Annotated in this window: 15 protein-coding genes and 1 pseudogene; 14 read left to right on the forward strand and 2 right to left on the reverse strand. The window is 69.0% G+C overall.

The features are described from left to right. A pseudogene (locus ACFWY9_RS00975) lies at positions 1-389 on the reverse strand (hypothetical protein); the annotation flags it as partial. A gap of 93 nt (positions 390-482) precedes the next feature. Between ACFWY9_RS00975 and ACFWY9_RS00980 the strand changes: the two are divergent. The 10 genes from ACFWY9_RS00980 (at position 483) to ACFWY9_RS01025 (ending at position 9,786) form a co-directional block, all read left to right on the forward strand. Continuing rightward, positions 483-632: a hypothetical protein gene (locus tag ACFWY9_RS00980; protein WP_378327545.1), complete on the forward strand. Its 150-nt coding sequence runs from the start codon at positions 483-485 to the stop codon at positions 630-632. After that, the gene (locus ACFWY9_RS00985) at positions 590-769 is read left to right on the forward strand and encodes a hypothetical protein (RefSeq protein WP_378337839.1); all 180 of its coding nucleotides are present in this window, start codon (positions 590-592) and stop codon (positions 767-769) included. Before ACFWY9_RS00980 ends, ACFWY9_RS00985 begins: the two co-directional genes overlap by 43 nt. Before the next feature lie 98 nt (positions 770-867). Then, positions 868-1,422: a hypothetical protein gene (locus tag ACFWY9_RS00990; RefSeq protein WP_378327543.1), complete on the forward strand. Its 555-nt coding sequence runs from the start codon at positions 868-870 to the stop codon at positions 1,420-1,422. Between the two features lie 143 nt (positions 1,423-1,565). After that, positions 1,566-2,096, forward strand: coding sequence for a pyridoxamine 5'-phosphate oxidase family protein (locus ACFWY9_RS00995; protein WP_378327542.1), 531 nt, complete (start codon positions 1,566-1,568; stop codon positions 2,094-2,096). A 180-nt stretch (positions 2,097-2,276) separates the two neighbouring features. After that, on the forward strand, positions 2,277-2,867 hold the full coding sequence (locus tag ACFWY9_RS01000; protein WP_378337840.1) for a TetR/AcrR family transcriptional regulator: 591 nt from the start codon (positions 2,277-2,279) through the stop codon (positions 2,865-2,867). A 110-nt stretch (positions 2,868-2,977) separates the two neighbouring features. After that, entirely contained in the window at positions 2,978-3,712 is a 735-nt protein-coding gene (locus tag ACFWY9_RS01005) for an SDR family NAD(P)-dependent oxidoreductase (RefSeq protein WP_378327540.1), read from the forward strand. 273 nt (positions 3,713-3,985) lie between these two features. Beyond that, positions 3,986-4,714, forward strand: a complete 729-nt coding sequence (locus ACFWY9_RS01010) for a hypothetical protein (protein WP_378327539.1) — start codon at positions 3,986-3,988, stop codon at positions 4,712-4,714. Between the two features lie 20 nt (positions 4,715-4,734). After that, entirely contained in the window at positions 4,735-6,294 is a 1,560-nt protein-coding gene (locus ACFWY9_RS01015) for a DNA polymerase Y family protein (protein ID WP_378337875.1), read from the forward strand. A 2-nt stretch (positions 6,295-6,296) separates the two neighbouring features. After that, a complete protein-coding gene (locus tag ACFWY9_RS01020) occupies positions 6,297-6,443 on the forward strand; it encodes a hypothetical protein (protein ID WP_378327538.1) in 147 nt (48 codons plus the stop codon). Between the two features lie 4 nt (positions 6,444-6,447). Next, positions 6,448-9,786 carry an error-prone DNA polymerase gene (locus tag ACFWY9_RS01025; protein ID WP_378337841.1) on the forward strand — a complete coding sequence of 1,113 codons (3,339 nt, stop codon included), beginning with the start codon at positions 6,448-6,450 and terminating at the stop codon, positions 9,784-9,786. Positions 9,787-9,792: 6 nt separating this feature from the next. Here ACFWY9_RS01025 and ACFWY9_RS01030 read toward each other — a convergent pair whose 3' ends face one another. Next, positions 9,793-10,590, reverse strand: a complete 798-nt coding sequence (locus ACFWY9_RS01030; RefSeq protein ID WP_378327536.1) for an SDR family oxidoreductase — start codon at positions 10,588-10,590, stop codon at positions 9,793-9,795. 123 nt (positions 10,591-10,713) lie between these two features. On the opposite strand from ACFWY9_RS01030, the gene ACFWY9_RS01035 reads away from it, so the two are divergent. The 4 genes from ACFWY9_RS01035 (at position 10,714) to ACFWY9_RS01050 (ending at position 12,951) form a co-directional block, all read left to right on the forward strand. Continuing rightward, complete coding sequence (locus tag ACFWY9_RS01035; protein WP_378327535.1) at positions 10,714-11,097, forward strand: winged helix-turn-helix transcriptional regulator; 384 nt, start codon at positions 10,714-10,716, stop codon at positions 11,095-11,097. Further along, positions 11,097-11,762, forward strand: a complete 666-nt coding sequence (locus tag ACFWY9_RS01040; protein WP_378337842.1) for a hypothetical protein — start codon at positions 11,097-11,099, stop codon at positions 11,760-11,762. Before ACFWY9_RS01035 ends, ACFWY9_RS01040 begins: the two co-directional genes overlap by 1 nt. Before the next feature lie 67 nt (positions 11,763-11,829). Beyond that, positions 11,830-12,327: a VOC family protein gene (locus ACFWY9_RS01045; protein WP_378327533.1), complete on the forward strand. Its 498-nt coding sequence runs from the start codon at positions 11,830-11,832 to the stop codon at positions 12,325-12,327. A gap of 33 nt (positions 12,328-12,360) precedes the next feature. After that, entirely contained in the window at positions 12,361-12,951 is a 591-nt protein-coding gene (locus ACFWY9_RS01050; RefSeq protein WP_378327532.1) for a pentapeptide repeat-containing protein, read from the forward strand. The last annotated feature ends 114 nt before the right edge of the window (positions 12,952-13,065 follow it).

The raw sequence follows: 13,065 nt of genomic DNA on the forward strand, positions 1-13,065 counted from the left end.
CTTTTCGTGGGAGTTGGGGGGACCGTCTCCGCGGGCGCGCGCGTCGTGGGCGTGCGGGGGGCGGCCCCGCCCCCCCCCCCCACACGGTAGCGCTCGGCCACTTCCTGGCCGTGGAACTCTTCGGCGGCCGGCCTCCGTTCCGTCGACGGCACCACCCACGCGACCGTCCCGCCCGCCCGGCGGAGGGTGTCCGCGAGACGGCCGATGGCGGGCACGATGCCCCGGCAGTACGGGTTTCCGTGCACGAAGAACGGGATCATGTCGACGACTACCAGCGCGGTCCGCCCGGGAACGAGCCGGGGGAACGCGAAACGCCTGCCACGACGGGCCTCGTGCCGGGCGTACTCCCGGGGCTCGATCCGCCACGCGTGCTGCTTGCCGATGTCCACGCGGCGGACTGTAGCCGGGCGCACCGACAGAAACGCGCCGGATCCGGCGTCGAGCGGGATGACGGACGGTGGGGTCCGTTCTAGATTCGGGCCATGGAAATCTCCGAGCAGATCGTGGTTCCCGCGGACGCCGAGCGCACCTGGCGGCTGGTCACCGCGCCCGGGAACTTCCAGCGGTGGTACGCCGCTTCGCTTTCCGTTTGCTGCTGCCGGAACCCGGTGACCTGGTCGACATCGCGATGACTCCGGCGGAAGGGGGAACGCAGGTACGGATCACCGAAAGCGGCACGCTGGCCGACGCCGGGACGAGCGCCATAGCCTGGCGCAATTCGCTGTCGCTGCTCCGGGAACTCGCGAGTTCGGGCGATGCCGATCTGTGATCCTCCCGAGGGGCAACCAATCGTGCCCTCCGATCGTCTTCGGTCGGTGAGAGGGTGGCAGGGGGCCACCCGAAAGTCCTTGAGGGGGAAGGAAAACAATGCGAAGAGGCATTCGCTTCCTGGTCGCCGGTATCGCCGCGGCCACAGTCACGACGCTGGTTTCGGGGGCTGCGGCCGAGGCCACGCAGCAGTCACGCGTGGCACGGGCGCAGGCGTCGGAAACACTGGGGCCGGACGGCTACAAGGCCGTCAAACTGGGGATGTCCGAGGAGGAGGCCGTCGCCACCGGCGAACTGATCCGGCGCACCGACGTGCCTTCAACGGAGTACTGCGGCTGGTATGCACTGAAGGACTGGCCGGGTGGTCCTGGGGCCGAAGGGGCGGGCGTGGTCGTCTCGCCCACCTACGGTGTGGTGGCGATCTGGGCCTATCCGAGCGTCCAGACCCCGGAAGGGATCGGCCTGGGTTCCACGGTGTCCGAGGTCAAGGCGGCTTACCCGGACTACGAGGAGGGCGAGCAGTACCACGGTGGCCGGGCGCCGGTGCCGGGGGGAGCCGAAGGTTCCTTGTACCGGTTCGGGCGTTTCGACGGCGACAACGGCCGGATCACCAGAATGTTCCTGCAGGCTCCGAGGCAGGACTGCTACGAATAACCGGCGTCCCGCCTGAACGGAATGCCACGAGTGTGCCGCCCGGTTCCCTCCAGGCGGCACACCCGTTCCCGATGCGACGACACTCGGGAAGAATTCGCCGGTTCCCGGTGTCGATCCGGGCTCGTCCCGTTCGACGCACTGGTATGACTGACACTGCTTTCGAGCCGGCCTCGACCACCAACCTCGACCGATACGGGTCCGCGGAGCTGCCGTGGAGCCGTCCGCGCGACGTCCTCGTCAACGACACCCCCAAGGCCGATCTGACCTTCTTCCTGGCCACCGTGCGGCCCGACGGGCGGCCGCATTCGGCGGGCGTCGGGGCTTTGTGGCTGGACGACGCGCTGTACTTCACGAGCGGGCCCGGCACCCGCAAGTCACGCAACCTGGCCGCCAACCCGGCCTGCAGCGTGTCGGTGCGCCTGCGCGGCATCGACCTGGTGCTCGACGGCGAGGCCCGCCGGATCACCGATCCGTCCACTTTGGAGCGAGCGGCGGGCGTCTACCGCACGGGTGGCTGGCCGGTTTCGGCGATGAGCGACGGTTTCACGGCCCCCTACAGCGCGCCGAGCGCGGGTCCCGCGCCGTGGCACCTCTACCGCCTTACCCTGCACACCGCCGTCGGTGTGGCCACCGCCGAGCCCTACGGTGCCACCCGCTGGGACTTCCGGCGCTGAACCACCGTGCTGTGACTGTCAGCCGCAGACGACTGTCAGTTCGGCGGTGCTCGCTGACACCGCGTCGCGGCGGCTGGCTGGTCGGCGGCCCACGGTTACGTCCGACGCGCCGTGGGGACGCGGCGGCCATCCCCGCGACGATGCTGGACCGACCGGTCCACTATAGGTAGTATCGGCTCCGTGCCACGTCCGCGACAGTTCGATGAAGAGCGCGTGCTGTCGGCTGTGCAGGCGGCGTTTTGGGACAACGGGTACGCGGGCACGTCGCTCGAAGATCTCCTGCTGGCCAGCGGACTCGGCAAGGGGAGCCTGTACGGAGCGTTCGGAGACAAGAAGAGCTTGTTCTTGCGCGTGCTGCGCAAGTATGACGAGGCCAATGATCAAATGCTGCGTAGGTGGCTTGAGCAAGCCGAGCGCGGCGTCGATGTAATCCGGGGTTTCGTGACCGGGCCCGTGCGTGATCCCAGTGGCGAGCAGGCTCGTCGGGGTTGTCTGCTCGCCAACACCGCGATGGAACTGTCGGTGAGCACCGCTGAGGTGGCCGCGGAGGCGCGGCGCAGCTACGCCTCGACCACTGCCGTGCTGGCCGACGCGGTACGACGAGCGCAGCGCGAGGGCGACGTCGCGCCCCGCCTCGACCCGGACGTCACCGCACGTGCGGTGCTGGCCGGTCAGCTTGGGCTAATCGTGCTCGGTCGAGTCGGTCAGGATCCGGCTGCATTGCTGGCCATGGCCGAGGCTCTGCTCGACGGCCTGCTGCCTGCGTTCTGAACACTCCTGTCGCAGTGGTGTACGGCACAGCGGCGCGCAGATTATTGACCGTGCGGTCCATATAGGGAATGTTATGGACTGCACGGTCAATAATCTGGATGGGAGCTGTCATGAAGGCGCTGGAGGACAAGGTCGCGGTCGTGACCGGGGCGAACGCGGGTATTGGGCTGGCGATCACGCGGGCCTATCGCGCCGAGGGGGCGCGGGTGTTCGCCGTCGGTCGTCGCCAGGCGCAGCTCGACGAGGTCGAGGCCGAACTCGGCCCCGAGGTCACCGGGATTCGCTGCGACGTAGGTCGGCTTGAAGATCTCGACGAGCTCTATGCGACCGTCGCCGAGCAGGCGGGCCGGATCGATGTCCTGGTGGCCAACGCGGGGATCGGGATCGCTGCCCCGCTGGGCGAGATCACCGAAGAGCAGTTCGACGCCATGTTCACCACCAACGTCAAGGGCTCGCTGTTCACCGTGCAGAAGGCGTTGCCGCTGCTGTCGCCGGGGGCGTCGATCATCCTCACCGGGTCGACGGCGGTCTCGCGCCCCCAGTCCTACCTGCCTGTGTACGGGGCGACCAAGGCCGCGATCCGCAATCTGGTTCGCGGGTTCGCCCACGACGCCGGGGCGCGTCAGTACCGGATCAACGTGCTCTCGCCCGGCGGTACCCGCACGCAGGGCTTGCAAGACCTGGTCTCACCCGACGAGCTCGCCGCCGTCGGGGCGTCGGTTCCGCTCGGCCGATTGGCCGAGCCAGAGGAAATCGCCGCGGCGGCTGTCTTCCTCGCCTCCGACGCGTCCAGCTATGTCAACGGCTCCGAACTCGCCGTGGACGGCGGCTTCGCCCAGGTCTGAGGCACGCAGGCACACCACGTCGCACCAGTCGCGGACGAACCATCCGCCGTCCGCGTCGGCAACTCGCGTTGACAACGTCAAGTACCGCTGTCCGTCGCACCGCGCTTGACAACCGGCGCGGATCCGGGTTGACTGAATACGTCGAACAGGTGTTCGACATGTTGGGAGAGTGCAACACCGAGTGAAGCCGCCTTCCCCGCGGCATCCGTTGTCCTCCTGCCACGTTTCCGGGCGCGGCGGGCGGGCACGTGTCCGCAGTGGGGAGGTGCAGCAGTGACGGCCGTGGTGGAAACGCCGGTCGCGCCCGTGGCGCGGCTCGCGGCACTGCCCGGAGTGAGCACGGCCAGCCGTGCGCAGGCGAGAACGCCGGGAAGGGTGCTCCCGGTCTCTCCTGCCCTGGCCGATCTCCTCCCCGCCACAGGGCTCCGGCGCGGGAGCACCGTGGCAGTGCACGGATCGACCTCATTGCTGCTCGCCCTGCTCGCCGGGGCCACCGCCGCCGGGTCGTGGGCGGCGGTGGTCGGCGTGCCTTCACTCGGGCTGGCCGCGGCGGACGAGCTCGGGGTGGACCTGTCCCGCCTCGCGCTCGTCCCCCGGCCCGGCACGGAGTTCGCCGCGGTGGTGGCGGCCCTGCTCGACGGGGTCGATCTCGTCGTGGCCAACGGGAACGCGGTGCCGCCCGCGGTGGCGCGCCGGTTGTCCACCCGGGCCCGGCACCGGGGCGCGGTGCTGCTCTCCCTCGGCCCCTGGCCGGGAGCCGAGGTGGAGCTCTCGAGCAGCCGTGACCGCTGGCAGGGGCTGGCCGGCGGTCACGGCTCCCTGCAGGCGCGGCGGATGTCGGTGCGGGCGTGGGGCCGGGGCGCGGCGGCCCGCCCGGCATCGGCGGAGCTGCTGCTGCCGGGGCCAGGGGGTGACGTCGTCCGTACGGACACGGCGGCAGCGGTCCCGGCGGCAGTGTCTTCGGGGGTGTCCTCGGGGATGTGCGAGGAGGCCACCGGATGACCGGCCCGCTGCCCGCCCGGATGCTGGTGCTGTGGTGCCCCGACTGGCCCGCGGTCGCCGCGGCCGCCACCGCCGGGATACCGGTGGCCCGGCCGGTCGCGGTGTTCTCGGCGAACCGGGTCGTCGCCTGTTCCGCCGTGGCGCGGACCAGGGGGGTGCGCCGGGGAATGCGGCGGCGCGAGGCGCAGTCCCGCTGCCCGGACCTCGCCGTGTTCGGCGCGGACGAGGGCCGCGACGCCCGGCTCTTCGAAGCCGTGGCACGAGCGGTCGAGGAACTGGTGGTCGGCGTCGAGGTGGTACGGCCCGGCGTCGTCGCGGTCCCGGTTTCCGGGGCGGCGGGCTACTTCGGCGGGGAACACCGGCTCGTCGAGACGCTGGTCGACAAGGTGGCCGCGGACGCGGGCGTGGAGTGCCAGGTCGGCGTTTCCGAGGGGCTCTTCGCCGCGACTCTCGCCGCCCGCCACGGTGAGCTGGTCGAGGCCGGTCGTGGCGCGGAGTTCCTGGCACCGCTGCCCATCCGGGAGCTGGACCAGCCGGACACCGAGCGTGCCGAGCTGGTCGATCTGCTCGGCAGGCTCGGCCTGCGGACGCTCGGCGCCTTCGCCGAACTCGCCGAGCGGGATGTGGCCTCCCGGTTCGGGTTCGCCGGAGTGCTCGCGCACCGGCTTGCCCGCGGGCGGTCCGAACGCCCGCCGCTGCGCCGCACGCCGTCCCCGGAGCTGGCGTTGCCGGAGACCTTCGACCCGCCACTGGACCGGATCGACGTCGCCGCGTTCCGGGCCAAGGGACTCGGCGAGAAGTTCCACGCCCGCCTCGCCGATCGCGGGCTCGCCTGCACCCGGCTCGGCATCTACGCCACCACCGAGGAAGGCGAACAGCTCGGCCGGGTGTGGCGCTGCGCCGAACCGCTGACTCCGCACGGCGTCGCCGACAGGGTGCGCTGGCAGTTCGAGAGCTGGCTGCGTGCCGCGCCGGGAGAACGTCCGACAGCGGGGGTGGAACGGCTGCTGCTGGAGCCGGAAGAACTCGTCGAAGGACGCTCCCTGCAACTCGGGTTGTGGCGGGGCAAGGCCGGTGGCTTCACGGGTTTGGAGGAGGACGACGCCGTCGCCACCGAGCGGGCGGGCCGGGCGTTCGCCAGGGTCCAGGGCCTGCTCGGCCCGGAAGGGGTGCTCACCGCCGTTCTCGACGGCGGCTTCGGCCCGGCCGATCGGGTCCGGAAGGTGCCGTGGGGCGACCGGCACGAGCCGAGCCCGGCGGACGGCCGCTGGGACGAGAAGATGCCTTCGATATCTCCCGCGACAGTACTGGAACAGCCTTTGCCCGCACAGGTTGTGGACGAAACGGGCCGGGCAGTGGGGATCACCGCGCGGCTGTGCGTCACCGCCACGCCACACAGGATCAGCTTTTCCACTGGTACCAGGGAAATCATCGATTGGGCGCTGCTACCCGCCGGCACCAGGGGTGCCCGTGTCCAGCTGCTGCTCGCCGGCGATCGGAACGAGGGTGAAGAGGCCGTGCTGGTGCGGTGCTCGGGTACCGAAAATCCCGTGTGGACAGTGGAAGGGATGTACGACTGACCATGGACGAAGAACACCGAAGGAGCATGCGGGACCGGCTGCGGGCGGAGCCGGGGATACCCCCGCAGCGACAGGTCCGGGACCTCCCCGAGGACTTCGTGCCGTCGCTGCCGATTCCCGTACCCCGGGTTTCCCCGGAGAACTGGTGATCCGATGAGCTGGAACAACCCGCCGGTCCCCTGGAAGGATCTCGCCGGCGCGCTCTCGGGGGCACAGCTGGGCGATGTCACCGGGGAATGGGGCGGTCGCGGGGAGAACCGGCAGCGGCCGAAAGACCCGCCGCCCCTGAGAGGCGTCGAAGACGCGGGGAGCGGGGTCCGGATTCCTTATGCCGAACTGCACTGTCACTCCAACTTCAGCTTCCTCGACGGGGCAAGTCATCCGGAGGAGCTGGTGGAGGAAGCCGCCCGGCTCGGGCTGGACGCGATCGCGATCACCGACCACGACGGCATGTACGGAGCGGTGCGGTTCGCCGAAGCGGCCAAGGAACTCGGCATGGCCACGGTGTACGGCGCGGAGCTGAGCATCGGGCTTTCCGGGCCACAGAACGGGATCGCCGACCCCGAAGGTGAGCACCTCCTGGTACTGGCCAGGGAGGCCACGGGATATCGCAGCCTCTGCCGGGCGATCACCGCGGGCCAGCTGCACGGATACGACAGAACGGATGTCTCGCCGGATTTCCGTGCGGAGAAGGGGCGGCCGGTCTACCAGCTGGAGGCGGTCGCCGAAGAGGTGGCGGGAAACTGTGTCGTACTCACCGGGTGCCGCAAGGGGCCGGTGCGTTCGGCGCTTGTCGAGGAGGGGCCCGCGGCGGCGGCCGCGCGCCTGGTGGAGCTCATCGACCTTTTCGGCAAGGACAACGTCTATGTCGAACTGACCTATCACGGGTTACCGCGTGACTGTATGTACAACGATCTCCTCACGGAGATGGCGCGGGAGTACGGGGTGCCGACGGTGGCCACGACTGGTGCTCACTATCCCTGGCCGGAAAGGGGAAAGCTGGCCGAAGCGCTGGCGGCGATCCGGGCCCGGCGGAGTATCGAGGAGATGGAAGGCTGGCTGCTGCCGGCCACGACGGCGTTCCTGCGTTCGGGTGCGGAGATGGCGAAGCTCTTCGAACGCTATCCCGGTGCGGTGCAACGCTCGGCGCTGCTGGGGCAGGAGTGCGCCTTCGACCTCGAACTGCTCGAACCGAAACTGCCGCCGTTCGAGGTTCCCTCCGGTGCGACCGAGGCGACGCATTTGCGTGATCTCACCTACGCGGGCGCGGAGAAGTACTTCAAGGGCAAGGACTACGAGGACAGGGCGTATCGTCAGATCAAGCACGAGCTGGCGATCATCGAGGAACTGGGGTTTCCCGGCTACTTCCTGATCGTGCACGATATCGTCGATTTCTGCCGCCGCAACGACATCATGTGCCAAGGACGTGGATCGGCGGCGAATTCGGCGGTCTGTTACGCGCTGGGGATCACCAAGGTCGACTCGGTTCGCTACAATCTGCTCTTCGAACGGTTTCTCGCTCCGGACCGTGACGGTTATCCGGACATCGATCTCGACATCGAATCGGATCGCCGTGAGGAAGCCATTCAGCACGTCTACCGGAAGTACGGCCGGTTGCGCACCGCTCAGGTCGCGAACGTGATCACCTACCGCGCCCGCTCGGCGGTGCGCGACGCCGCGCGTGCGCTGGGGTACGCACCCGGGCAACAGGACGCCTGGAGCAAGCAGATCGACCGCTGGGGTGCGTTGCACGACACCGAGAAAGACCACGACCACGACATCCCGGAAGAGGTCGTCCAGCTCGCCTACGCACTCGAAGACTTCCCGCGGCATCTCGGAATCCACTCCGGCGGGATGGTGATCTGTGACGAGCCGGTGAGCCAGGTGTGCCCCATCGAATGGGCAAGGATGGAGAACCGCAGTGTGCTGCAGTGGGAGAAAGACGACTGTGCCGCGGCGAAATTGGTCAAGTTCGACCTGCTCGGTCTCGGCATGCTCTCCGCGCTGCACTACATGCTCGACCTGGTCCGGGAATACAAAGGCTTGGAAATCGACCTCGCCGAACTGGACCTCGAAGACAGGAACATCTATGAAATGCTGCACCGTGCCGATGCGATCGGTGTGTTCCAGGTGGAGAGCAGGGCCCAGCTGGCCACGCTGCCGCGGCTGAAACCGGATGACTTCTACGAACTCGCCGTCGAAGTGGCCTTGATCCGGCCGGGGCCGATCCAAGGTGGCTCGGTACACCCGTACATCCGCCGTAAGAGCAAAAAGGAGGAGGTGAAGTACGACCACCCGCTCCTGAAGAAGGCGCTCGAGAAAACCCTCGGTGTGCCGCTGTTCCAGGAGCAGATGATGCAGATCGCCCTCGACGTCGCGGACTTCACCGCCGCCGAGGCCGACCAGTTGCGGCACGCGATGGGCGCCAAACGGTCCGAGAAGAAGATGGAGCGGCTGCGGCGGCGGTTCCTCGACGGCGCGACCGCGAAGGGCGTCGAACCCGAACTCGCGGAGCAGATCTTCGGCAAGCTCAAGGCGTTCTCGAACTTCGGCTTCCCGGAAAGCCACGCGCTGAGCTTCGCGCATCTGGTGTTTTCCAGTGCCTACTTCAAGTTCTATCATCCGGACGCGTTCTGCGCCGGCCTGCTGCGCGCGCAGCCCATGGGGTTCTACTCGCCGCAGTCGCTCGTGGCCGACGCGCGGCGGCACGGGGTCGTCGTGCACGGTCCGGACATCAACCGCAGCCTGCCCCACGCGACGCTGGAACCCTTGCCGGACGGGGGAGAACTGCACGCCGTCCGTACCGGGCTTGGCACGGTACGCACGATCGGCGAGGAACTGGCCAAGACGATCGTGGCCGAGCGCGTGGACGGCGGCCCGTTCGCGAGCATGTCCGATCTCGCGCGGCGCGTGCGGCTGACCCGCCCACAGGTCGAAGCGCTGGCCACGGCCGGGGCGTTCGCCTGCTTCGACCTCGAACGCCGTGAGGCGCTCTGGGCGGCGGGCGCGGCCGCCGAGGACCGCCCGGAGAAGCTCCCCGGCACCTCGGCCGGCGTCCACGCCCCCACCCTCCCCGGAATGTCCGAAATGGACACCGCGGCCGCGGACGTCTGGGCGACGGGGCTGTCCCCGGACAGCTTCCCGACCCAGTTCATTCGTGACCGGCTCGACGTCCTCGGCGTGCTTTCGGCCGAGCGGCTGGCGAAGCACGGGCACGGCAGCCACGTCCTGGTGGGCGGCGCGGTGACGCATCGCCAGCGGCCGGGGACCGCGGGCGGGATCACCTTCCTCAATCTCGAAGACGAGACCGGCATGGTCAACGTCGTCTGCACCCGCCACGTCTGGCAGCGTTATCACCGGGTGGCCCGGTCCAGTTCCGCGCTGCTGGTCCACGGCATGGTGGAGAAGGTCGACGGGGTGATCAACGTGCTCGCCGAACGGTTCGAGCCGCTGCCGATGCGGATCCCGTCGAAATCCCGGGACTTCCGCTGACCGTGCTCAAACGGGCTTCGTCAGTACGGCCCGCACCCCGCCGAGCTTCTGCTCCAGCACGTCACGGCCGCCGTCGACGCGGATGATCTGTCCCGTCGCCGCACCGAAACCGTCGCCGGCCACCAGCGCGATCGTTCGCGCGATGTCTTCGGGCGTGAGCACCCTGCCGAGCGCCGAGTGCTCCCGCAGGTAGTGCCGGACGCCATCGGTGATCACCTCCGCGGTCGCGTCGGTGTCGACGGCGCCGGGCGAGACCGTGTTCACCGTGACGCCGTATTGGGCGGCGTCGGCGGCGATGTGCCGGCTGAACGTGTTGAGCGCCGCCTTCGCGGTGGAATGCGCGATGGAACCGCCGACGTCGTCGGCGGCGGTGCTCGAAACGTAGACGATCCGCCCGGAGCGCTGCTCCCGCATGATCGCCAGCACGCGCTGGGTCAGGAAGTACACGCCGGACAGCTCGTTGTTGACCTTCTCGGCGAAAACCTCCCACGGCAGCGAGATGAGCGGTTCGAGTGGCGGCTGCGCGGTGTTGGCGTTGCACACCAGGACATCGACGCGGCCGTGGGCGGTACGGACGCGCTCGGCCAGTTCCGACACCTGCTGCTCGTCGCACACGTCCGCCTGGATCGCCTCCGCGCTTCCGCCCGCCGTTTCGATCGCTTTGACGACACCGGCGGCGGCCTCGGCGTTGCTGTGGAAGTTGACGATCACGTGGTGGCCGCGTCGCGCGAGCTCCCGGGCCGTTGCCGCCCCGACACCACGGCTCGCGCCGCTGACCACGGCAACCGGTGTTGACTGGCTCATGGATTCCTCCGTCGTACCAAGGAAATCCGGCGGTTCCGCCGGCAGGGCCAGACAACCATATCGGCTTTCCTTTGGTAAGGACCTACCTTCAGGTAGGCTCCCTACCGACCGGGAGGTGCGCAGATGGGCAAGGGTGTTTCGGTCCCCGTGGGTGACGTGTTCACCAGCGCGTGCCCCGGGCGCATGATCGTCGAGAACCTCACCAGCCGGTGGATGACGCTCATCCTCGCCGCGCTGCGCGACGGTACGCTGCGGTTCTACGAACTCCGCGACAAGGTCGACGGCATCAGCGAAAAGGTACTGACGCAGAAGCTCCGGATCCTGGTCCGCGACGGCCTCGTCGAGCGCACCGTCGAGCCGTCCACACCGCCGAAGGTGAGTTACACCCTCACCGAACTCGGGTGCAGCGTCATGCGGCCGCTCGGTGATCTCGTGCGGTGGATCGAGGACAACGGGAGCGCCGTCCTCGCCGCCCAGGACCGGCACGACCGGGAGCACGCCGGCTGATGCCCGGTCTCGTCGAACTCGCGTACACGACCGCGGGCGGCGCCGTCGGGGCGGTCGTGACCAACTACTTCGCCAAGCACCAGGAACGCCGCCAACTGCGTGGCACGGTGATGGAGGCGCTCTACACGGTGGCTGCCGTACCCGGCAGCGTGTGTGCGCTCGCACCCGGTGCCGCGCCGATCCCGCCGGTTCCCGGGCGACCCCGGTCCATTGCCGCCGAACTCGGTCTCAGCGTGAGACTCGGCGAAGAAGCCTCGGCGGATTCCGCGTTTCGCAAGGCGCTCGCGACGTACATGGTGGCCGCACTGGCCGCCGGGATCCCGCGCGTCGCGATGGACTTCGCCGCGGGCGCGTACGAGCGCGAGCTGGAATGCGAGGTGCTCCGGCTGATCGACGCCGAGGCCGGCAATCCGCTCGGGGCGGCGACCGCCGAACTCCTCGCCGCGTGCGTGAGCTACCGGAAGTCCGCCACCGGGCTGCTGCTCGCCCTGTTGTGGCACCCCCGGCGTTCGCGGCCGCGGATGCGTTCGCGTATCCGCGGCTTGCGGGCCGAAGTCGGGTCGCTGGGCGAACTGCAGGAAGCCGCGTACCGGCGGCTGCTCGCCTCCGAGCGCACCGCCGCGTTGGCAGAGCGGCTCAAGAGCACCACGGAACCGGATACCTAACGGACGTTTTCTGTCCTATATGGCTTCTAGCGTGGTCCGCACCAGACCACGGACGAAGGAGCCATCGATGACCACCCACCCCGCCGCCGGCCCGATCCCCGCCGGATACACCACGGTCACCCCGTGGATCATCTCCCGGGACACCGCCGCGCTGATCGACTTTCTCAAGCGTGCTTTCGGTGCCGAGGAACTGGGCAGGGTGACCGGCGAGGACGGCAGGATCGGGCATGCCGAGGTCCGCATCGGCGACGCCGTCGTGATGATGTTCGACGCGCTGGACGAGTGGATCGACACACCCGCCTTCCTGCGGCTGTACGTCGAGGACAGCGAAGCCACGCAACGCCAAGCCCTCGCGGCCGGGGCGACCGAGGTGACGAAGCAGACCGAGCTGGCCTTCGGCGACCGTGTCGGCCGTGTGCTCGATCCGTTCGGGAACCTGTGGTGGATCCAGACGCGGCTGGAGGACCTCGACTATCCGGAGATGGAGCGCCGGATGCGGGACCCGAAGTACATCGCCGCCATGGAATACGTGCAGAGCGCGGACATCGTTCCGCGTAAGGCGTGACCGCGTCCGGTAGCGATGTGTCATCCTTGCCGGGTGACCACCGAGACCGCCGAAGACTACCGCGAGGCCGTGCTTTCCGGACAGTGGTGGGAAAAACGTCATTTCACCGGCTGCGATTTCACCGATGCCGACCTGCGCGGGCTGCGGACAAGGGGCTGCACGTTCGACGACTGCGACTTCTCCGGGGCCGATCTCAGCGGCTCCCGGCACGACGCGTCGGCGTTCCGCTCCTGCGTGTTCGAGCGGACCGCGCTCGGCGAAAGCCGGTGGACTTCCTGTTCGCTGCTCGGTTCATCCTTTGTGGACTGCTGGTTCATCGGCATCGCATTGACCGAATGCGACCTGTCACTGGCGTCGCTGGCACGGGCGCGGCTGCGCAAACTCGGCCTGTCCGGGCTGCGGCTGCGCGAAGTCAGCCTGATCGAGGCCGATCTCACCGGCGCGGACCTGCGCGGCTCCGACCTGACCGGCGCGCGGCTGGGCGACGCGAAACTGTCCGGCGCGGATCTGCGCGGCGCGATCCTGGACGCGAACGGGCTCGTGCAGGCCGACCTCGCCGGTGTCTACGTCGATCCCGAGACGGCGGTCGCGTATGCCGCCGCGCACGGCCTGATCGTCAAGTAGCCCAAGAGAAACGGGGGGGGCCGGAGGGTGCGGGACCCCCGGGCCGGAACACCCGACACGCACCCCCGGGGATGCAGGGGGACGGTTGATAAGGAGTCACACCGGCACCACGAG

Origin of the sequence: Amycolatopsis sp. NPDC059027, assembly GCF_042739735.1 — a bacterium.
GTDB lineage: Bacteria > Actinomycetota > Actinomycetes > Mycobacteriales > Pseudonocardiaceae > Amycolatopsis.